This window comes from Lysinibacillus sp. FSL K6-0075 (assembly GCF_038592945.1).
In the GTDB taxonomy this organism is placed as follows: Bacteria; Bacillota; Bacilli; order Bacillales_A; family Planococcaceae; genus Lysinibacillus; species Lysinibacillus fusiformis_F.
On sequence record NZ_CP151947.1, the window covers coordinates 1,666,524 to 1,687,961 of the forward strand.

At 39.2% G+C, this 21,438-nt stretch carries 19 protein-coding genes; 15 read left to right on the forward strand and 4 right to left on the reverse strand.

The features are described 5' to 3' along the window. Window positions 1-55: 55 nt before the first annotated feature. From MHB65_RS08010 to MHB65_RS08030, 5 genes are all read left to right on the forward strand, one after another. A complete protein-coding gene (locus tag MHB65_RS08010; RefSeq protein WP_342443040.1) occupies window positions 56-823 on the forward strand; it encodes an isocitrate lyase/phosphoenolpyruvate mutase family protein in 768 nt (255 codons plus the stop codon). Window positions 824-848: 25 nt separating this feature from the next. Next, window positions 849-1,406, forward strand: a complete 558-nt coding sequence (locus MHB65_RS08015) for an Ada metal-binding domain-containing protein (RefSeq protein WP_342443041.1) — start codon at window positions 849-851, stop codon at window positions 1,404-1,406. 14 nt (window positions 1,407-1,420) lie between these two features. Continuing rightward, window positions 1,421-2,335 carry a DNA-3-methyladenine glycosylase gene (locus MHB65_RS08020; RefSeq protein ID WP_342443042.1) on the forward strand — a complete coding sequence of 305 codons (915 nt, stop codon included), beginning with the start codon at window positions 1,421-1,423 and terminating at the stop codon, window positions 2,333-2,335. Then, entirely contained in the window at window positions 2,322-2,807 is a 486-nt protein-coding gene (locus MHB65_RS08025) for a methylated-DNA--[protein]-cysteine S-methyltransferase (RefSeq protein ID WP_342443043.1), read from the forward strand. Before MHB65_RS08020 ends, MHB65_RS08025 begins: the two co-directional genes overlap by 14 nt. A 182-nt stretch (window positions 2,808-2,989) precedes the next feature. Next, window positions 2,990-3,307: a DUF378 domain-containing protein gene (locus MHB65_RS08030; protein WP_205442399.1), complete on the forward strand. Its 318-nt coding sequence runs from the start codon at window positions 2,990-2,992 to the stop codon at window positions 3,305-3,307. A gap of 103 nt (window positions 3,308-3,410) precedes the next feature. Here MHB65_RS08030 and MHB65_RS08035 read toward each other — a convergent pair whose 3' ends face one another. The 3 genes from MHB65_RS08035 to MHB65_RS08045 form a co-directional block, all read right to left on the reverse strand. Further along, the gene (locus MHB65_RS08035; protein ID WP_342443044.1) at window positions 3,411-4,931 is read right to left on the reverse strand and encodes a CoA-acylating methylmalonate-semialdehyde dehydrogenase; all 1,521 of its coding nucleotides are present in this window, start codon (window positions 4,929-4,931) and stop codon (window positions 3,411-3,413) included. Between the two features lie 13 nt (window positions 4,932-4,944). Further along, window positions 4,945-6,306, reverse strand: coding sequence for an aspartate aminotransferase family protein (locus MHB65_RS08040; RefSeq protein WP_342443045.1), 1,362 nt, complete (start codon window positions 6,304-6,306; stop codon window positions 4,945-4,947). A gap of 172 nt (window positions 6,307-6,478) precedes the next feature. Next, window positions 6,479-7,648, reverse strand: a complete 1,170-nt coding sequence (locus MHB65_RS08045; protein WP_342443046.1) for a PucR family transcriptional regulator ligand-binding domain-containing protein — start codon at window positions 7,646-7,648, stop codon at window positions 6,479-6,481. A gap of 140 nt (window positions 7,649-7,788) precedes the next feature. On the opposite strand from MHB65_RS08045, the gene MHB65_RS08050 reads away from it, so the two are divergent. The 6 genes from MHB65_RS08050 to MHB65_RS08075 all read left to right on the forward strand — a co-directional run bounded on the left by MHB65_RS08050 (window position 7,789) and on the right by MHB65_RS08075 (window position 15,611). After that, window positions 7,789-9,033: a Zn-dependent hydrolase gene (locus MHB65_RS08050; RefSeq protein WP_342443047.1), complete on the forward strand. Its 1,245-nt coding sequence runs from the start codon at window positions 7,789-7,791 to the stop codon at window positions 9,031-9,033. Window positions 9,034-9,077: 44 nt separating this feature from the next. After that, on the forward strand, window positions 9,078-10,481 hold the full coding sequence (hydA, locus tag MHB65_RS08055; RefSeq protein WP_342443048.1) for a dihydropyrimidinase: 1,404 nt from the start codon (window positions 9,078-9,080) through the stop codon (window positions 10,479-10,481). 100 nt (window positions 10,482-10,581) lie between these two features. Continuing rightward, window positions 10,582-11,949 carry an NAD(P)-dependent oxidoreductase gene (locus MHB65_RS08060; protein ID WP_342443049.1) on the forward strand — a complete coding sequence of 456 codons (1,368 nt, stop codon included), beginning with the start codon at window positions 10,582-10,584 and terminating at the stop codon, window positions 11,947-11,949. Between the two features lie 505 nt (window positions 11,950-12,454). Continuing rightward, window positions 12,455-13,717, forward strand: a complete 1,263-nt coding sequence (preA, locus tag MHB65_RS08065; protein ID WP_205442406.1) for an NAD-dependent dihydropyrimidine dehydrogenase subunit PreA — start codon at window positions 12,455-12,457, stop codon at window positions 13,715-13,717. Between the two features lie 124 nt (window positions 13,718-13,841). Next, window positions 13,842-15,356 carry an NCS1 family transporter gene (locus tag MHB65_RS08070; RefSeq protein ID WP_342443050.1) on the forward strand — a complete coding sequence of 505 codons (1,515 nt, stop codon included), beginning with the start codon at window positions 13,842-13,844 and terminating at the stop codon, window positions 15,354-15,356. Window positions 15,357-15,401: 45 nt separating this feature from the next. Continuing rightward, complete coding sequence (locus tag MHB65_RS08075) at window positions 15,402-15,611, forward strand: hypothetical protein (RefSeq protein WP_016995612.1); 210 nt, start codon at window positions 15,402-15,404, stop codon at window positions 15,609-15,611. A gap of 213 nt (window positions 15,612-15,824) precedes the next feature. On the opposite strand, the gene MHB65_RS08080 is transcribed toward MHB65_RS08075, so the two are convergent. Next, complete coding sequence (locus MHB65_RS08080) at window positions 15,825-16,013, reverse strand: hypothetical protein (protein ID WP_342443051.1); 189 nt, start codon at window positions 16,011-16,013, stop codon at window positions 15,825-15,827. Between the two features lie 260 nt (window positions 16,014-16,273). Here MHB65_RS08080 and MHB65_RS08085 point away from each other — a divergent pair, with 260 nt between their 5' ends. The 4 genes from MHB65_RS08085 (at window position 16,274) to MHB65_RS08100 (ending at window position 21,409) form a co-directional block, all read left to right on the forward strand. Beyond that, on the forward strand, window positions 16,274-17,647 hold the full coding sequence (locus MHB65_RS08085) for an amino acid permease (RefSeq protein ID WP_205442410.1): 1,374 nt from the start codon (window positions 16,274-16,276) through the stop codon (window positions 17,645-17,647). Between the two features lie 153 nt (window positions 17,648-17,800). Next, window positions 17,801-19,195, forward strand: coding sequence for a spore germination protein (locus MHB65_RS08090; RefSeq protein ID WP_342443052.1), 1,395 nt, complete (start codon window positions 17,801-17,803; stop codon window positions 19,193-19,195). Window positions 19,196-19,217: 22 nt separating this feature from the next. Further along, window positions 19,218-20,300, forward strand: a complete 1,083-nt coding sequence (locus MHB65_RS08095) for a GerAB/ArcD/ProY family transporter (protein WP_205442412.1) — start codon at window positions 19,218-19,220, stop codon at window positions 20,298-20,300. After that, on the forward strand, window positions 20,297-21,409 hold the full coding sequence (locus MHB65_RS08100; RefSeq protein WP_342443053.1) for a Ger(x)C family spore germination protein: 1,113 nt from the start codon (window positions 20,297-20,299) through the stop codon (window positions 21,407-21,409). Before MHB65_RS08095 ends, MHB65_RS08100 begins: the two co-directional genes overlap by 4 nt. Window positions 21,410-21,438 lie beyond the last annotated feature (29 nt).

Genomic DNA, 21,438 nt, shown 5'->3' on the forward strand with positions numbered 1-21,438 from the left:
AAACGGATAGTTCCTGATAATATGAGGTCTAACAAACAGTATGGAGGCTTTCATTATGTCAAAAATTCTGGAATTCAATGACTTACATTTTTCACAAGAGCTATTATTTATAGGGAATGCCTGGGATGTGTTATCGGCATTAACATTAGAAAAAGCAGGCTTTCAAGCAATTGGCACAACAAGCTGGGGTATAGCTAACTCGCTTGGCTATGCGGACGGTGAACAGATTGATTTTCAACGACATCTAACCATTATTCAATCGATTACAGAGCAAGTGAACATACCCGTGTCGGCAGATATTGAAGCGGGGTATGGTCATGATGAACAGAGTATTATCGACAATGTTTTAAGAACGGCGGATGTTGGGGTAGCAGGGATTAACATTGAAGATTCCCTTAAACAGCAAACAGGCTTAAGAAGCATAACTAAACATGGTCATTTGTTAACAAACATGAGGAAAGAATTAGATAACCATGGCTATAAAGATTTCTTTATTAATGCCCGAACAGATACGTATTTTCAGTTGGAGCAACCATTTGAGGAAACAATAACAAGAGCAAAAGCGTATATTGAGAGTGGAGCAAGTGGTATATTTATCCCTGGCTTAACAGATGTCAATGAAATAAGGGCGATGACTCGTACTGTAAATGCACCTATTAATCTCCTTTCTTTACCTGGTTTATCGGATGTCAAGTTATTAAAAGAATTAGGGGTAAAGCGTTTTAGTTTTGGCAATGCACTTTCAGATAAAATCATTGCGCATTTAACTCAGCATGCCGCACAATTATTAAAAGAACAAGATACTTCTTCTTTATATGTATAATCGATGAAAATGAGGTGATATATTCGTGGACAATGCAATCAATTTATCCTTTGAGGAGAAGTGGGGAAAAATCATCGCTTGTGATCAAACCTATGATGGGCTATTTTATACTGCGGTTAAGACTACTAAAATTTATTGCCGTCCTTCTTGTAAATCCAGAAAACCAAAAAAGATAAACGTTGAATTTTATGAAGATATCCGAGAGGTAGAGGCGGCTGGCTATCGGGCATGTAAACGATGTCAACCTGAAATCGAATATTCACCACATACGCAATTGATTAAAAATGTGACAGCTTTTATCATTAACGAATATAAGCAAAGCGTGACATTGCAGGATATGGCGGAGCATGTAGGCATCAGTCCATTTCATCTTGAACGTCTATTTAAGCAAGAAACTGCTGAAACACCCCGAACGTATTTAGAGAAAATACGAATTGATAAGGCTGCACATCTATTAAAACATACAGACTATACAAATTTAGAAATTTGTTATGAAGCAGGCTTTCAAAGTCCATCTAACTTTTATAAAGTTTTTCGACGGTTGAAAAATTGCTCCCCTACAGAATATCGAAACCTATCATAGGAAGGAACCATGAGATGAAATGGAAGAATGAAGATTGTTGTATAGTCATCGAGCCACCAAAAGAATTCAATTATACGGAGTGTTTGCAGTTCTTAAAGCGTTCAAATCAAGAAGTTCTTCATCATATGAAAGATGATGTGCTCTATAAATTACTAAAGATTAATGAGCAGCTAATTTTATGTAAAATAACGGAGCAAGCAAATAATATAAAAGTGATATTTCCGATGAATCAGCCGTCTAGCCATGAACACGCAACAATCGTACAATATGTCACAGAGTGGTTTGATTTCACAAAGGATTTGCAGGGCTATTATCAGATGGCTGAAAAAGATCCAATCTTGCAGCCACTTACGAAAAAATATGCAGGATTACGATTAATCGGAATTCCTGATTTATTTGAGGCCTTGGTTTGGGCCATTATCGGACAACAAATTAATTTAACATTCGCCTATACGTTAAAAAAGCGATTTGTCGAGCATTTTGGAGAGCATGTTCACTTTGAAGGACAAAGCTACTGGCTATTTCCAACCCCAGAAAAAATAGCTGCTATTCAGACGGATGATTTGCAAAGACTCCAATTTACACTAAGGAAATCAGAATATATTATTGATATTGCCAAGAGTATAGCAAATGGTCAATTGACAAAAGATTTGTTGCGTCAAAAAAAAGACTACGAAGCCATGAAAAAAAGTTTAATGGACATTCGAGGAATTGGTGCATGGACAGCAGATTATGTGCTTATGAAATGTTTACAACAACCGACTGCATTTCCAATAGCAGATGTTGGTCTGCATAATGCTTTGAAAATCCAACTAGCATTAGAACGAAAACCAACGATTGAAGAAATGAAGAACTATGCGAAACATTGGCAAGGCTGGCAAGCTTATGCCACTTTTTATTTATGGAGGTCACTGTATGAAACGATATAAATTAGATTATCAATCACCCATTGGAATTATTGAAGTAGAGGGAAGTGCTACTGCAATTGATGCCATTAACTTTGCAGAACGAGAGCAGATGATCAATATTCCTCAGCAAGACACACCTCAAGTTTTATTAGAATGTGTTAAGCAATTGCACGAGTATTTTTTAGGTGAACGTCAGGAGTTCTCATTTCCTTATGTATTTCAAGGTACAGATTTTCAACAAGCTGTTTGGCATGTCTTGCCGAGTGTAGGCTTTGGTGAAACGGCTTCATATAAGGATATTGCCATTGCTATTAACAATGAAAAAGCTGTAAGGGCTGTCGGTAGTGCAAATGGTAAAAATAATATCAGCATTGTTGTGCCATGTCATCGAATTATCGGCTCCAATGGAACGTTGACAGGTTATGGTGGCGGGATGTGGCGCAAAGAATGGTTGCTTCAGCACGAGCAAACACATAAAAATCCATCCAAGTAATGCCGTTCATCGGCGTATATCCTTACGCCATTTGTACACAGTATAAAAAAGACGTTATTGCAAAAAATAAGACCGTCAAAATGGCGGTTGTAATGACTAGTCTTTGTCATTTTATCGCTTCTTATGACACCTCCCTGCTAAGAAATATAGCTTGGAGTATTGACGATAAAGGAGGTGTACACATGAGCGTGCTTTATAGAATCGCTTTAGTATTAGTCATTATAGGTGCAATCAACTGGGGACTCATTGGATTCTTTAGATTTGATTTAGTGGCTTATTTATTTGGTGGACAAACGGCGGTCTTATCTCGATGGATTTATGCACTCGTTGGGCTTGCTGGGCTGATTACGATACCAATTCTTGTAAAGCGATTTGAAGACGAGGATGATGTGGATACATTCACTCGTATGGATAGAAATCCTAGCTATGGTATGGAGGCTGGGGAGGAAGCAGATTTCTCTGAAGTAAGAGAGACGGAAGAGAAAAAAGAGAACAAGTAGTTACACTGTAAAAACTGGTGACCATGTTAGCTCGTCAGTTTTTTCAATAGCAAGCTTAAATATTCGCGTAGCTACTGACTACGCGAATATTTGTATTTCCTGATTAGTCTTGATTACTTGGAAAGGCAAAGGATGAGGTAACGTCATTCCCTTGTTCTATCCATTTTTCTGAGATGGTTTTCGCTTTGGTGAAAAAACGTACTTGGTCAGGTCCAAACATATGCCCTTCACCAAATCTTGAACGTTTCCAGCCACCAAAGTTATGATAGCCTACTGGAATAGGAATTGGTACATTGACACCTACCATACCTACTTCAATTTCAGTGGTAAACTTTCGAGCAGCTGCACCATTGTTCGTAAAGATGGTTACGCCATTTCCTAATTCATGGGCATTAATGAGGGCGATAGCTTCCTCTAGTGTTGCCACGCGCACGACATTCCGTGCAGGCCCAAAAACCTCTTGCTCGTAAATTTCCATCCCAGGCTTTACATGATCGAGTAAAGTAGGACCGAGATAGAAGCCGTTCGATTGTTTGGCAATTTCCGGATTTCGCCCATCACAGACTAGTGTTGCGCCTTCCTCTAGGCTACGATCAATATAGCCAATAATGGCGTCCTTTGATTGCTGAGTGATGACTGGTCCAAAATCAACTTCGGCATCTGTATAGGGACCCACTTTTAATTTGGCAATTTTACTGGCAAGAATACCGACTAATTTATTGGCCGTATCCTCACCAACAGGAATAATGGTTGAAAGTGCCATACAACGCTGAGAGGCAGCTCCATAGGCAGCCCCTAAAAAAGCATTAGCGACATGCTCTAAGTCAGCATCTGGCATCACCACCATGTTATTTTTACCGCCACCTAATGCTGTGACACGTTTCCCATGTTGAGAGGCTGTAGCATAAATGGCTTCTGCCACTGGCGTGGAGCCTACAAAGGAAATTGCTTCAATGGCTGGGTGACATAACAGCTCATGAACGGCGTCTTTATCGCCATTAATAACCGTCCAAACCCCATCTGGTAAGCCTGCCTCTTTCCACAGCTCTGATAAAAATAAAGAGGAGCAAGGAACTCGCTCTGACGGCTTCAACATAACACAGTTTCCTACTGCCACCGCCATACTTGTAATCGCTAGCGGTACCATGACAGGGAAATTAAACGGCGAAATAGCTGCTACGACGCCTAATGGTTCTTTCACAGAATAGGCATTGATATGACCACCAACATTCACAGAATACTCTCCTTTAAGTAAATGTGGGGCATTGATGGCTAAATCAACAGATTCTAAACCCCGTGTAATTTCGCCCTTGGCATCCTCAATCGTTTTGCCACTCTCTGTACAGATCAAATCAATTAGCTCATCGATATTTTCTGTTATGAGTTGGCGGAATTTAAGGAGAATTTCAGCTCGTTTCCCAACAGATAAGGCGCGCCAAGCAGGAAAAGCCGCTTGGGCAGCAGCGATCGCTTCCTGTACCTCTTGTTTTGTTGCCAAAGGAACACGAGCAATGACAGTGCCAGTGCTTGGATTGTAAACATCTGAAAACTGTCCGCTTTTCCCTAGAACTGTTTGTCCATTGATAAAATGACCTAACTCCTGTATGTCTGTATTCGTTACCATCTAGCTATTCCTCCTACAGTTTAATAGATTGTAAGGCTTGCACAAATTTTTCAACAATGAAATCCTTCTCATCTGAGGAAATAATCAGTGGAGGAGATAAGGTTAACACATTATTGAAGCCTGCAACGGTTACACCATTTTTCCCAATGATTAACCCTTGTTCCTTACATTGTGTCATTACTTTGTTTACAAGCGTGATATTGAGTGGTGTTTTGCTGTTTTTATCTTGAACAAGTTCTATGCCAATTAATAAGCCTTTCCCACGAATATCTCCAACATGCGGGTGCTCCTTTAATTGCTCCTGTAGGGTAGTAAGTAATGTAGCACCTAGTGCAGCAGAGTGGGCAAATAAATTTTCCTGCTCCATTATTTCAATATTTTTTAATGCGACGGCACATGCTGCTGGCGATCCACCGAACGTGTTGACATGGCGGAAAAAGTCGTATTCCTCTGTTCCTGCAAATGCCTCATAAATTTCACGTCGAACAGCTGTGGCCGACAGTGGCATATAAGCACTGGTTAAGCCTTTTGCCATTGTCACAATATCAGGCTGGATGCCATAGTTTTGGAACCCAAAAGCTTTGCCTGTCCGTCCAAAACCACAAATGACTTCATCAACAATAAGCAGTGCGCCATGCTTCTCACAAACAGCTTTGACTCCTTCTAGGTAGTTGTCGTGGGGCATAATTACACCACCGCCAGTAATGATAGGCTCCATAATGACAGCTGCTATGGAATCAGACATTTCCCAAGTCATGACATGATCGATTGCTTGGACGGATGGCAATGCACAAGGGTCCTTACTTTGAATATGGTCTTCATTAGCACGATACGAGTCAGGTGGCGTGACATGTAAAAATCCTGGTGCCAGTGGCTCATATTTATACTTTCGTTGGGCTTGTCCAGTTGCAGCTAGAGCACCCATGGAGCTACCATGATAGGCACGGTAACGCGAAATGATTTTCGTGCGATTAACGTGACCTTTTTGTTGATGATATTGTCTAGCAATTTTGAAGGCAGCCTCATTTGCCTCAGAGCCACTATTGGAGAAGAAGACGACATAATCATCACCTAATAGCTCACTAATTTTTTCACTTAATTGAATGGCAGGGATATGCCCAACAGATAATGGTGTATACGTATTTTCTAGTAATTGCTCATAGGCAGCCTTAGCAATATCCTCTCGTCCATAGCCAACATTCACACACCATAAACCAGCCATCGCATCTAAATAGCGTTTGCCTTCAATGTCGGTAATCCACGCGCCTTTAGAGGATTGCACAATCATCGTTGCATTTGGATTATATGGCTTCATTGAGTGCCATACAAATTGTTCATCTTTTACTTGCCAATTGGGACTTGTAACATTTGTCACGAAGCTTCACTCCTTCTAAACAGGTAGTTGATTAGCATGCATATGTTTTCGTCAGATGTGGACAACAAAAATGCACAGTCGGCCCCATTTGTACTTTATATGTATGCTTCAAGTATTTTAGAAGGAGTATTTAATGAGAAAGAAAATTCAGTTAATTTAAAAGTTTGACATGCTATTGATGCATTAAGACATCCTCTATTAAAAAAGCAATATACAAATTAGTCTTCGTAAAGGGATTGCTTAAGTCCATATCCAATAGCATTTCAATTTTCTTAATTTTATAAAGGACCGTGTTACGATGGATAAATTGACGTTCACTAATCCTGCTTGTACTGCCATTTTCCTCTACAAATATGCGTAAAAAAGGTACATAGTCTGTGCCGTGTAATTCATCATAGCGATAGAGCTGTCCTAAAATATCCTGACTGAAGGACTTCATCAGGGGCTGGTTTTGCACAGCCATCAATATTTTATAGGCACCGATTTCTTTGTATTTATACAAATAACGATTGTTATGAAGCTGTGCTAAATGAATGACAGTTAAGGATTCATCATAGCTTTGGCGAACTTTTTCTAGCTCTTTATGATAGTTACCTTTACCGATAATAATATCCAAGTAACCATTTTTTAAGATGATTTTTTCATAGATTTCTTCCACGACTTTTGAGAAGGGTATATTTGGTGTATTGATTTGTGCTTTATCAATTAAAAAGATGAGGTGATTTTTATGCTTTAATTTTAAGAAGCATTGATAGCGATTTTGAAAAGCGAATTGGATCATGACTTCGTAACGGTCAATAGCCGCTTGGGTGCCAATGGTTGTACATGTTATGATCGCTAATTCTCTTCCTTGAGGAAATCCTAGCTGTGCTAGTTGATCTTTCATTGTGTTAGCGTTTTGTTTGTACTGAAATAGTAGATTGAAAAGAATCTTTTCTTCGATAGAAAGCTCTTGATGATGGTTGGCAATAAATTGAAAGGTAGTTTTTAATAGATCGGCAATGCGATAATTCCATGGCATTTGAAAAATAGGGAAATCATGTTGATTGGCAAAAGAGATGACGGCTTCTGGAATATTAGGAATGAATGGTCCTGTATTAATGATAAAGCCAGCTACTTTTTTTGTGTATGCCTGTTTGACAAGCTGTTCCAAGGAATCTTGCTGTGCATCTAAATTAATGCCTGTTGTGACGACCAATTCATTGGGTCTACAAAACATGATTAAATCACTGCTTTCCACAACATTAATACCAGTAACTCTGCGATACGTACCACTATGTCCAGCGACTAATGTGAGCATTGGGAATTGAACTCCCTCTACAATTTTACGAATCGTCCCCATACTTTCCCCCCTTAATTATGAACATAACTTACCATATATGATGTGCAGTTGCACATATTTTTTTAGTGTTATATCCATATCTCACAAATTTTATCTATTTTAGAATGTTTATTAACTACTGTGAAAGAGAGGACTTGCATATGTATAAATGTAATAGTAGACGATTGCAAGAGTTAATTGAACAATTTAGTCAATTTGGGGCCACTGAAAATGGTGGCGTCACACGTTTGTCTCTTTCGAATGAGGATGTTCTAGCAAGAAACTATTTTTGTGAATGTTGCAAAGCGTTAGGAATGGATGTTCAGGTGGATGATATGGGCAATATGTACGCCACTCTTCCTGGTAAAAAGAATGTGCCACCCATTGTCATGGGTTCCCATCTAGATTCAGTTGAAAAAGGTGGAAGATTTGATGGCGTGTTAGGTGTACTAACAGCGATTGAGGCCATTCGAACAATAAAGGAAAATGATATTGAAGTGGACATCCCACTCATGATTGTCAATTTCACGAATGAAGAGGGGGCACGTTTTGATCCAGCCATGATGAGTTCTGGGGTCATCACCTCGAAATTTGACAAAGAAAAAATGCTGCAATCTACAGATAAACATGGCATTCGTTTTCAAGAAGCGTTACAAGTAAGTGGCTATGAGGGAGAGCAAGCCAATCGTCTGAAGGAAGCACTTGCTTATATTGAATTGCATATTGAACAAGGGCCAGTACTAGAGGCAAAACAACTGGAAATTGGTGTGGTAGAGGGTGTACTCGGTATGGTTTGCTACGAAATTACCATTACAGGACAATCAAATCATGCAGGTACAACACCAATGTCAATGCGTAAAGACCCGATGATTGTGGCATCGACCATCATTACAGAGCTACATGAACAATTAGGAAAAATTGATGAACAACTTGTTTTTACCTTTGGTCGTATGAATGTTTCCCCGAATATTCATACCGTCATCCCAAATAAGGTGACATTTACAATTGATTCTCGTCACCAAAAACCAGAGGTCATGCAACAGGTTGAGGATATTCTCAACGCGCTTCCAGAAACAGCAGGTGGATGCCATATTCAGCCTGTCAAGTTGTGGGGCAGGGATACCGTGTATTTTGATAGTGCGATTTGCAATGAAATAGAAAGAGCTTGTCAAAGCTTTGACTATTCAGCGCATCGAATGTTTAGCGGCGCTGGACATGATGCGCAGTATATGGCAAGTATGGTTCCTTCCGCGATGATTTTTGTTCCAAGTATTCAAGGCAAGAGCCATTGTGAGGAAGAGGAAACAGCCTTTGAGGATTGTGCAAAGGGCGCAGATATTTTACTAGAAACGGTGTTAACGCTACAAACGAAGTTTAGTATGGGCGAAACATATACACTGCATTAACTAGCAAGCATTCTCTAATTTTGCGATGAAGGGTGAGAGGCATAATGAAAAAAATCATTAAAGGTGGACGAGTAGCAACGGCTGCTGATGTATTTGAGGCAGATATTTTAATTGATAACGGTAAAATTGTTCAAATTGGCCGAAATTTAACGGATGCTGGCGCTGAAATTATTGATGCTACAGGCAAGTACGTATTACCTGGTGGCATTGATCCCCATACGCATTTAGACATGCCATTCAATAATACGGTGACAGATGATGATTGGAAATCAGGCACCATTGCAGCGGCTTTTGGTGGGACAACGACTATTTTAGATTTTTGTTTAACAGCAGGGGAAGAAAAATTATCGACAGCGGTAGAAAAATGGCATGACAAGGCAAAAGGAAAGTCAGCTATTGACTATGGCTTCCACTTAATGATTGGTGATTTAACACCTGAAACCGAAGCTGAATTACCACAACTATTGGAGCAAGAGGGCATTACTTCTGTCAAGGTCTTCATGGCTTATGCAAAAGAATTCCAAGCGACAGATCGTACACTATTTAAAGCCTTTAAAATCGCCAAGGATCTTGGTGCGATAGTGATGGTCCATTGTGAAAATGGCTCTGTTATTGATGAGCTAGTAGAGGAAGCAAGACGTGCAGGACATAAGGAACCAATCTATCATGCACTGACTCGTCCTGCGGAATTGGAAGGCGAGGCAACAAAACGTGCCATCGAATTAGCCCATATAGCTGGTGCGAAGCTCTATGTGGTGCATGTGACATGTAAAGAAGCGGTAGATGAAATTATTGCTGCCCGTGAAAAGGGCTATGATGTCTATGGTGAAACTTGCCCACCTTATTTAACACTCGATCAATCAGCATTAGCACAGCCAGGCTTTGAGGGAGCGAAATATGTTTGGTCACCTCCACTTCGTCCTAAATATCATCAAGAACATTTATGGCATGCCTTAAAGGCAAAACAGCTACAAACGATTGGCTCAGACCAATGCTCCTTTAGCTTTAAGGGTAAAAAGCAGCTAGGCTTAAATGACTTCTCAAAAATTCCGAATGGCGGGCCATTTATTGAAGACCGCTTCAGTATTTTATATTCAGAGGGCGTGGCAAAAGGTAGAATTTCCATCAATGAATTTGTTGATATGATCTCTACTAGTGCCGCAAAGATATTTGGTTTATTCCCGCAAAAAGGAACAATTGCAATTGGTTCAGATGCGGATATCGTCATTTTTGACCCAGAGGCACAGCGCCAAATTTCGGCTAAAACACATCATATGAATGTGGACTATAACCCATATGAGGGCTGGGAGGTAACAGGTGAGCCTGTTAGTGTACTCGTACGTGGGGAATATGTCATTAAAAATAAAGAATTTGTAGGCGTACTTGGCAGTGGGCGATACATTAAACGTCCATTAAAAACAGTAGCTGCGGAAGCACTTAATATTTAGCTTCCTACAGGGATAGGACCGATTGTTTTGACTGGAGAGCAAAGCAATCGGTCTAGTAATTAGAGTACGGAAAAAATGAACACATGAGGGGGATGTGGAAATGGTTCCGATTCAAGAGAATGCGATGACCATGCAGCTTAGACGTAATTTTGTGGAATTAAAAGGCAAGATGACAAAGAATGAGGCTATTGAGGAAGCCAATCGTTGTCTATATTGCTATGACGCACCATGTATTAAAGCATGTCCAACAAGTATTCAAATCCCAAATTTCATAAAAAAAATTGCATCCGGTAATATGAAGGGTTCAGCTACGACTATATTAGAAGCAAACCCAATTGGTGCAAGCTGTGCAAGAGTTTGTCCAACGGAAGAACTGTGTGAAGGGGCGTGTGTCTTAAATTCTTCAACAAAGCCAATTAAAATTGGTGAGTTACAACGCTATGCAACGGATTGGGCAATGGAAACCAATGCTCAGCTATTTAAACCAGGGTCATATAATGGTCAGAAAGTAGCCATTGTTGGGGCAGGTCCTGCTGGTTTGTCGGCAGCGCGTGAACTCAGTCGCTTAGGCTACCAAGTAACGATCTATGAGGCTGAAGCGAAGGCTGGGGGCTTAGGAAGCTATGGAATTGTAGCGTTCCGATTGCCAAATGATGTCGTAGATTGGGAAGTAGAGCAGATTGAACAGCTTGGTGTGGACATACAAACGAACACAGCTGTAGGTGTGGATATTTCTGCTGCTGAAATTTTGGCGCACTATGACAGTGTTATTTTAGCTGTCGGCATGGGTGCTGTCCCGAATCTGGGCATTGATGGGGAAGATTTAGAAGGGGTACATGATGCCATTGAGTTTATTCGAAAAACAAAAATGGGACCGCTTACAAATGATATTGTAGGGAAACGAGTAGCTGTAATCGGTGCTGGAAATACGGCTATTGACGGTGCTACAAGTGCGGTACGCTTAGGAGCAGACAATGTACAAATTCTTTATCGCAGAACACAAAAAGAAATGACGGCATACAAATTTGAGTATGAATTTGCCAAGCAGGACGGCGTGGAATTTAAATGGCTAACAGCACCAAAGAAAATTATCGGCAATGAAGCAGGAAAGGTGACAGGCATTGAATGTGTGAAAATGAAGCTTGGTGAGGCGGGTCCTGATGGTCGACAACGCCCAGAAGAAGTAAAGGGCTCCAATTTTATCATTGAAGTGGATGCTGTTATTAAAGCCATTGGGCAAACTCGTTTCGTATCGTTAATTGAAGCCTTTGGTTTAGCTCATACAAATGGTGTCGTCGATATTGATGAGACAACAATGCAAACGTCCAATGACAAGGTATTTGCATGTGGAGATGTTGTCTTTGGCAATGGACAGGGTGAAGCGATGGTAGTGACCGCTGTACAACAAGGCAAAGATGCAGCATACAAGATTCATGAACGTTTAAGAAAACCAAGTGAGATTGCATAAAGTGAACCTTCAATCAGTGGAGGCTCTTCATCCTCCACTGAATGTTAGTTTCACCAATCGGGTTTTTACAGGCTGTTAATACCCCATCTGAATGAATTTTATATTATCTTACATTTTAAAGTGTTGGTCTTACAGCCTGTTAATACGGGATAAAGTGAACCTTCAATCAGTGGAGGCTTTTCATCCTCTACTGATTGTTAGTTTCACCAATCGGGTTTTTACAGGCTGTTAATACCCCATCTGAATGATTTTATATTATCTTACATTTTGAAGTGTTGGTCTTACAGGCTGTTAATACGGGATAAAGTGAACCTTCAATCAGTGGAGGCTCTTCATCCTCCAGTGATTGTTAGTTTCACCAATCGGGTTTTTACAGGCTGTTAATATCCCATCTGAATGATTTTATATTATCTTACATTTTGAAGTGTTGGTCTTACAGCCTATACCTGACGCTATACTTTCAGTACAAAAAAGATTGTTAGTAAGGGATAGAGGGGGAACTTACATGGCAGACTTACGCATTAATTTAGCGGGCATCAAATCGCCGAATCCATTTTGGCTAGCATCTGCTCCACCAACGAATTCAGGCTATCAAGTACAGCGTGCATTTGAAGCAGGCTGGGGTGGCGCAGTATGGAAAACGTTAGGGGAACCGATTTTAAATGTGTCTTCCCGTTTTGCAGCTGTTAGCTATAATGGTCAACGTGTGGCGGGCTTTAATAATATTGAATTAATTACGGACCGACCACTAGAAGTCAATTTACAAGAAATTTATGAGACGAAAAAGAAATTTCCTAATCACGCAATTATTGCCTCGTTAATGGTGGAACCAAAACAAGAAAAATGGCATGAAATTGTGAAACGTGTAGAAGATGTGGGGGTTGATGGTCTTGAGCTTAACTTTGGTTGTCCACATGGGATGGCAGAACGAGGCATGGGTTCTGCCTCTGGTCAAGTCCCTGAATTGGTGGAAAAGCAAACGTACTGGGTAAAGGAAGCGGCGCGTACACCTGTCATTGTTAAACTGACGCCAAACATTACGGATATTACCGTGACGGCAGAAGCGGCAACACGAGGTGGAGCAGATGCGGTAAGTATGATCAATACGATTAACAGTTTAGCGGGTGTTGATTTAGATTCTTGGAATACAGTACCACATGTGGCAGGCAAAGGAGCTCATGGAGGCTATTGTGGCCCAGCAGTTAAACCAATTGCACTGAATATGGTCGCGGAGTGTGCCCGTAATCCATTAGTCAATGTACCGATTTCGGGCATTGGGGGCATCTCCAATTGGCAAGATGCTGCGGAATTTATTTTAATGGGTGCAACAGGTGTACAGGTATGTACAGCAGCGATGCATCATGGCTTTAGTATTGTGGAGGATATGATTGATGGGCTCAATAACTACTTAGATGATAAAGGCTTAGCTTCAGTCATGGATTTAGTCGGTCGTTCTGTGCAAAGGTATTCAAACTGGGGCGATTTAGATTTAAATTATAAAATTGTCGCAGAAATTAATAATGATGTTTGTATTAATTGCAATAAATGCCATATCGCTTGTGAGGATACATCCCATCAATGTATTGATCTTTATACGGAGGATGGTCGCCCAATGTTAAAGGTTCGAGAGGAAGACTGTGTAGGCTGTAATTTATGCTCGATTGTTTGCCCTGTCGATGGGGCCATTTCAATGGTAGAACGTACATCTACAATTCCGCCAATGACATGGAATGAACGCCAATCACTTCTTAGCAGTCTAGCAAAATAAAGGACCGTTGTTCAATTTTGAATAAAGATTAAAATCGAAATTCCACCTTCCTTCAGCATTTTTGGTGAAGGAAGGCACTTCAAGTAGGTTGTCACGGAAATTAGAAAAAAAGGAGAGAAACATTATGGAACGTGAAGGGAATTATTTAAAATCCCCAGATTTACTTCCAGTGACACATCAACAAAGAAATATTGGAACATTTGGTTTTGCAGTGATTTGGATAGGAATGGCGATTGTATTAGCGGCTTTTGCCATTGGTGGTTCAGCCATCATGAACTTATCCTTACCAATGGTCATCGTGGCAACATTGGTAGGTTCTTGTTTAATCGGTGTCTTTATGACGTTAATAGGTGATATCGGGATAGAGCATGGGCTATCTTTCCCGGTTTACATGCGAGCACCATTTGGCACATTCGGTACGCATATACCTTCTCTTGTAAGAGGCGTTACAGCTGCCTGTTGGTTTGGTCTGAATACGTATTTTGGTGCATTAGCGATAAACGGTATTTTAAATTTATTGTTTGGCTTTGATAATTGGTTTATTTGTTTCCTTGTGTTTGCAGCACTTCAACTCTTTAATACTTCACTGGGCATTAAATCCATTGAGCGCTTTGCTGATTTAGCAGCCCCTGTCATTATTTTAATTTCTTGTTGGATGTATTACACATTGGCAGATAATGCAACATCTCAGGGAAAAAATATTTGGACGTGGGTGGAAACCCCAACAACAGGCTTTGCTGCTTTTACAGCCTTTATGGTAGTGGTCATGGCAAATATGGGCTTTTGGTCAACACTAGCAGCTGATATGCCGTCCCTGTCTCGATTCTTTAAAGCACCTAAATATGAGCGTAATTGGTTCAAGCGCAATAAAACACAGCTTGTGGGCTCATTAATTGTCATGCCCATTACGAATACGTTCATTGTTACAATTGGAGCAGTGTGTTATATGGCTGTGGCATCGGCTGATCCAATCAATGCCTTACAGCAAAGTGCAAGTGGCTTTATTCTAGGAATTTTATTGTTGATGATTGTGTTAGCACAATGGTCGACAAATACCTCTGCTAATGTCGTGCCAGCAGCTACTATTTTCTCTAATATTGGAGGACCAAAAGTTCCATTCTGGGTAGGGGTTGTCATTGCAGGAATTATTGGTATTCTTGCTCAGCCTTGGAGCCTATTTGATGTGATGGTCAATGTCCTATTAATCATTGGGGGTATTTTAACGGCGATTGTAGGAATTTTATTTGCTGATTATTACCTCATTCGTAAACGGCGAATACATGTAAAAGAGCTTTACGAATTAGACGGGCAATTTAAATATTATAAGGGCTTTAATATGGCAGGGTTAATCGCCTGGGTAATCGGCGGAGTAGTTGCGAATATATTTTCAACTTATTCTTCTTTAGTAGGGTTCGCTGTAGGAGCGATTGTATATTATATATTAGCGAAGTATTGGTGGTTTAAAAAGTATCCACAAGCTGAGCTAGATGATCCAAGTGATGCCAAATATTTAGGCATTACGGTCGGACATAATTTAGATGAACTATTTGGGCAACCAGCAGCTCCAACGGCGGCTCCAGATGAAGATGAACTGGTGGAGCAACCAGATCCTCTGTTCGAAATGAAGGGTGCCGAGTAAGAGAGACAACATCAAGACATTTTCAAAAGAAGGTGAGGTGATGGCATGTCTGAATTCCAACAAAGCACAGAGGAAATCCAAAAAGTAGATCATTATTTAGATAGTGGCTTTAAAATCAAATATGTCTACGAAAATTTAAGTGGAATGTTTGTTGAATTTGCTCGTCAGGAAGAAGTGACATTGCTACAAATTCTAACAGCAGATGCACGTAAATACTTCTCTGCCAAATTACAAGAACAAACATTACTACAATAAAGACGTAAACTCTATTCCTTTCGTTAAAATGGGAATAGAGTTTTTTTCTTTTCCTTGTATTAAATGGAGGGATTGGATGTAAAAGATCATGTCTATAGCAGAAAAAGACTTTTTGGCAAGGCGAGGGGTTGATTTCCGTTCCGCCAGCGTCCTTTCCAGGGGGCGTCCGATGAATCGCTAATTCCCCTAGGAGTGACGCTGGCTCCACTCCAATCAACCATCCTGCAAAAGTGTCTTTTCCTTATTTTTCATACTAGCGGTAGCGATCAAAATAGCCCAATATCTGAATTCGATGCCTAATAGGATAAGATCGAAAGCTCCTAATGTTTTCTTTAGTTGAATAGTCCCTTTATTTTGCAATAAATCCTCTATTTTCTTTCTTCTAAATACTGTTTTACGCACAAAAATTCCTCGTTTTCTTAAAAATATATAAAGATATTATACTTTTTTGATAATTAGGTCAATTACTTTTGTGAGATAAAGTTTAATTTATCGAATTTTAAGAATTTTTTGAAATAAAAGAGTGGTATTTGTTGAAACTATCAAATTATCATTATTTTTTGTTTTTCCTAAAAATACATTTGTCTTTTTTAGAATAATTGTTTATGATTTTTAAAGGATGTTCAACGTAGAAATTACATCAGGAAAAGAGGCGTTATGGAGTGGCCAATAAGGAATTACAACGAGGATTAGAAGCACGTCATATTCAAATGATTGCACTTGGTGGTACGATTGGTGTAGGGCTATTTATGGGCTCGGCAAGTGCTATTCAATGGACGGGACCTTCTGTACTCCTTGCCTATGGGATAGCAGGTATTTTTATTTTTTTCATTATGAGGGCAATGGGTGAGATGCTTTATACAGAGCCAAGTACAGGCTCTTTTGCCACGTTTGGCTATAAATATATTCACCCTTTAGCGGGTTATTTAACAGCGTGGAGTAACTGGTTCCAATGGGTTATTGTTGGGATGTCTGAAATTATAGCAGTGGGAACGTATATGCAGTATTGGTATCCGGAATTACCAGCGTGGATACCTGGTCTTATTGCGATGGTGATTTTAGGTGTGGCGAACTTCATCTCTGTCAAATCATTTGGTGAATTTGAATTTTGGTTTGCGATGATTAAAATCGTGACGATTATTTTAATGATTATTGCAGGAATTGGATTGATCTTCTTTGGCTTTGGCAACGATGGTATAGCAATTGGCTTATCTAATCTGTGGAGTCACGGTGGCTTCTTTACGGGTGGCTGGACAGGCTTCTTCTTTGCCCTATCCTTAGTCGTTGCTGCTTATCAAGGGGTAGAGCTCATTGGGATTACAGCAGGGGAAGCAAAAAATCCTCAACAAACGATTACCAATGCCATCCAAAGCATTATTTGGCGTATTTTAATTTTCTATATCGGTGCAATCTTTGTCATTGTTACAGTGTATCCTTGGGATGAGCTTGGAACAATTGGTAGTCCTTTCGTGGCGACATTTGCGAAGGTAGGTATTACAGCGGCTGCAGGGATTATTAATTTTGTTGTCATCACAGCAGCAATGTCAGGCTGTAACAGTGGGATTTATAGTGCTGGACGTATGTTATATACACTTGCTATGAATGGACAAGCACCAAAATTTTTCGCCAAGCTTTCTAGTAATGGCGTACCGTTATTTGGAACAGCGGGCGTGTTAGTTGGGTTAGTCATTGGTGTTATCCTAAGCTATATTGCCCCTAAAAATTTATTTGTTTATGTGTATAGTGCAAGTGTCTTACCAGGGATGATTCCATGGTTTATCATTTTAATTAGTCAAATTCGTTTTAGAAAAGAAAAGGGAGCGCAAATGGCGAAGCATCCTTTCAAAATGCCTTTTGCACCCATTACAAACTATGTAACGATTATCTTTTTAATCATGGTGCTAGTTGGCATGTGGTTCAATGATGATACACGCATATCATTAATTGTTGGCATTATTTTCTTAGCTCTCGTAACAATGAGCTACTACGTATTTGGTATTGGTAAAAACCGATACAGCAAAGATTCTATAGAATAGCATAAAAGGATGTATCTCTAACTGGGATGCATCCTTTTTGTATGGCTATTTTTGCTAGCACAATTTTTACATAAATAAACGAAAGAAAAGCCAAACTACTAAAAATGAATGATATGGACTGGTATTCATCGGAATGAAAGGGGTGGCGCGAAAATGAACGAGATACCTGAACAAATTGTCGCTAAATTAAAGCAGGAAATTAACGAAGTCGATGATGTGAAACTGAAAATGATTGCTACAGAAGAAGGGGATGTGACGGTCATTTATTTCTCCTCACTCATCGAAAAAATGACCCTACAAACCATGGTGACGATTCCACTGGCCAATAATTTGAAACAAATTCATCAAATGGCTCAATATGTGGACCCAAAGGATGTACAGGGTGTCGTTAAAAAATTGAATGCTGGGCAAACCCTTCTTTTCTTTCACGAAACCAATGCACTTTTAAGCGTCGATACATATAGCGCACCTACAAGGGCTATTACGGATACGGAAACAGAGTCAACTGTAATTGGTCCACAGGATGCATTTACTGAATCACTCGAAACGAATATTTCGTTAGTGAGAAGACGTATTCAAAGCTCCATGCTAAAAAATGAAAACCGAATTGTTGGGTCCGAAGCTAATATTAAAATATCGATTATGTATATGGATAATATAGTGAGTCATGAAAATTTAGATGATCTAAGAAACCGTATCGACCAGGTAGAATATCCGTTATTTACAGATATATCCGTGTTGAAGCAATTAATTGAGGATAATCCATTATCGCCGTTTCCTCAATATTATATGACAGTCCGACCAGATAGTATTTGCCGTTATCTTCTAGATGGTAGAATTGTCGTTTTTATGGATAATAGTCAATTAGCGATTGTCTGTCCCACTTCTTTTTTTGAAATGTTCGTGTCGATTGAAGATTATTACAACCGTTGGACAACGGCATCTTTATTAAGGATGTTGCGCTTTTTTGGTTTTTTCTTAACGATCATGATTACACCTATGTATATATCAGCCTTAACCTTCCATCCAGAAATTTTGCCATATGAATTATTATTAAATCTTCAGGAATCCAGAAGTAAGGTGCCATTTCCACCGCTGATTGAAGTGTTATTTATCGAGCTGATTATTGAAGTCTTGCGAGAAGCGGGCTCCCGAATGCCTGCCAAAGTCGGACAAACAATTGGTATCGTAGGAGGTATTGTAATAGGGACGGCCGCTGTAGAAGCTGGTTTACTCAGTAATATACTCATTGTATTAGTCGCAACCTCAGCTCTACTGTCCTTCTTACCGCCGATTTTTTTAATGAGTAATACTAGCCGATTTATCCGTTATATTTTTATTTTATCGGCAGGGTTATTTGGCTTGTTTGGACAGATGCTCGCCTTTGCATGGTTAATTCATCATTTATTAAGTCTAAAATCTTTAGGCACACATTATATGACACCTGCTATTCCAAGAAAGCCAACCGATTTATTGGATAGTGTCATCAGATTTCCAACAAAATATTTAAGGAACAAATCAGGGATTTCCAAGGCACAGAAAAAATAGAACCAGAATGAGGTGGTCAACTTTGAATACAACAAATGGAAAGGTGTTAAATCGCTATCATGTCATTTTCTTAGCACAAAGTATTATGATTGGTACCGGTATCCTTTCACTACCTCAAAAACTAAGTTCTATGGGCTATACACAAACATTTATGCCGCTTCTCTTTGGCGTGATTGCCAGCCTGACGCTATTTGCCATGGTATGGCTTTGCTCTAAATTTCCCAATGATGATTTATTTCGGATGAATGAAATACTATTGGGAAAATGGCTCGGAAAGTTTATAAATATACTCATCATTATTCAATTTATTGTCTTTAGTGCAGGAATTATTAGTAATTATATGCACTTAATTCAAAGCACAGCTTTACAGGAACAAACAATTACCTTGCCTGTACTTTGCTTTTTACTGTTGCTTATTTACATCGTAAGTGGGGGCATAAAATCAATTGCACGATTTTGTATGATGACCTTTTTTATCACGATTGGCGTCATCTATTTTACGCGCTGGGCGATTGAAAAAGGTGATCCTAGTCATTTTTTGCCTCTATTTAATTTCACACCGAATGAATTTTATGAAGCGTTAAAGCAAGGTTATTTTTCTATACTTGGTTACGAATTGATCTTATTTTATTTTCCTTATATCATCGATCAAAAAAAGGCCTTCCGTCATTCCTTAATAGGCATTTGGATTAGTATTTTTTTATGCTTTATTACAACAGCTATTAGCGTCATGTATTATTCAGAGTGGCAATTGAAAAATGTAGAGTTTTCAGTATTAAACTTGTTTAAAGCTGGAGAATTTACCTTTATTGAGCGAATCGATATCATTGGCATTACACTTTGGGTTCTTCTTATACTATCCTCGGTCACAGCCTATGTTTGGTGTGCAAAAAGGGGTGTGGATACCTTACTTAAAAAGAAAAAACAAAATTATCAGCTATATATCATCGCCTTCATCATTTTTATTATTATAAAAATGCCTTTTTCGCGTGAATTTCAAGAAAAATTATTTATGGCAAGTAACTATATGGGCTATTTGCTGGTGATTTGGCCCGTGTTTTTAATTCTGATATATATAATTCGAAAAAAGCAGGTGCAAGTATGAAACATAAACAGCTATGCATCATTTCTTTTTTGATTTTAGTTTTACTGGCAGGTTGTTCTAAAAAAGAAATAAAAGTTCCTCTAGAGGATGTTGGGATGGTAGATTCGATGGCCTTTGATTATATCGATGAAAACCAGATGAGGCTCACAGTAGCAATTCCTCAATATTCTCCAGACGCAGAAAAAGACACACAAACGTTTTCTATTACAACAGACTTAGTGTCAAGCGGCATCGTGGAAATCGAAAAGCAATCCGATAAGAAAATAGTCTTCAATCAATTGCGAGTTGTCTTAGTAAACGAAGATTTTGCACGGAAAGGGAATGTTCGAAAAATCATTCAGCACTTATATCGTAATGCAGAAGTAGGTAATAAAGTATTGATAGCCGTGGTGAAGGATAATGCGGAAGCGATTTTAAAAGGGGATTATCCTGATAAGCCAAGTATTAATTTCTATTTGAATAATCTATTAGAGCCTAGTATTAATACTGCTTTTAATCCAAATACTAATATTCATGATTTTATGTATTCGATTACCAATCCAGTAATTGATACAGTATTACCTTATGTTGAAAAACGAGGGGAAAAATTAGAAATTAAAGGCGTTGCCATATTTAAAGGGAATCATATGCATGAATTAATTAAACCTGAGGAAGCACTTGTTATCCAAGCATTAAGTGGACGGAAGAACCTTGCGCCTCTGCATCTGGATTTAAACGCGGGACACGGAGAAGAAAAGGTAATGATCGATTTAATCGAGAGCAGTGTGAAAAAAGAGAGTAATAAAAATATGGAATCACCCGAATTAACGATTTTCTTAAAAATTAAGGGTACATTAAGCGAATATAAGGGAGAAAGAGAGTATCAATTATTCACGGTTGAAAGTATTAGTGATTTAGAAAAAGATGTGAATAAACAGCTTGAACAGGATATTGGTGGTTTTTTAGAGCGATTAAATAAAACAGAGGTAGACCCCGCTGGCTTAAGTGAAGAATTCAGAATGTACCATCATGGAAAATGGACGACGAAAAAAACAAGAGAGCTCATTGGAAAATTAGACGTAAACGTCCGTGTAGAAACGTCCATTATTAGTACAGGTACATTAAAATAATAGCACAGGCCAACTCGTCAAGAATTGGC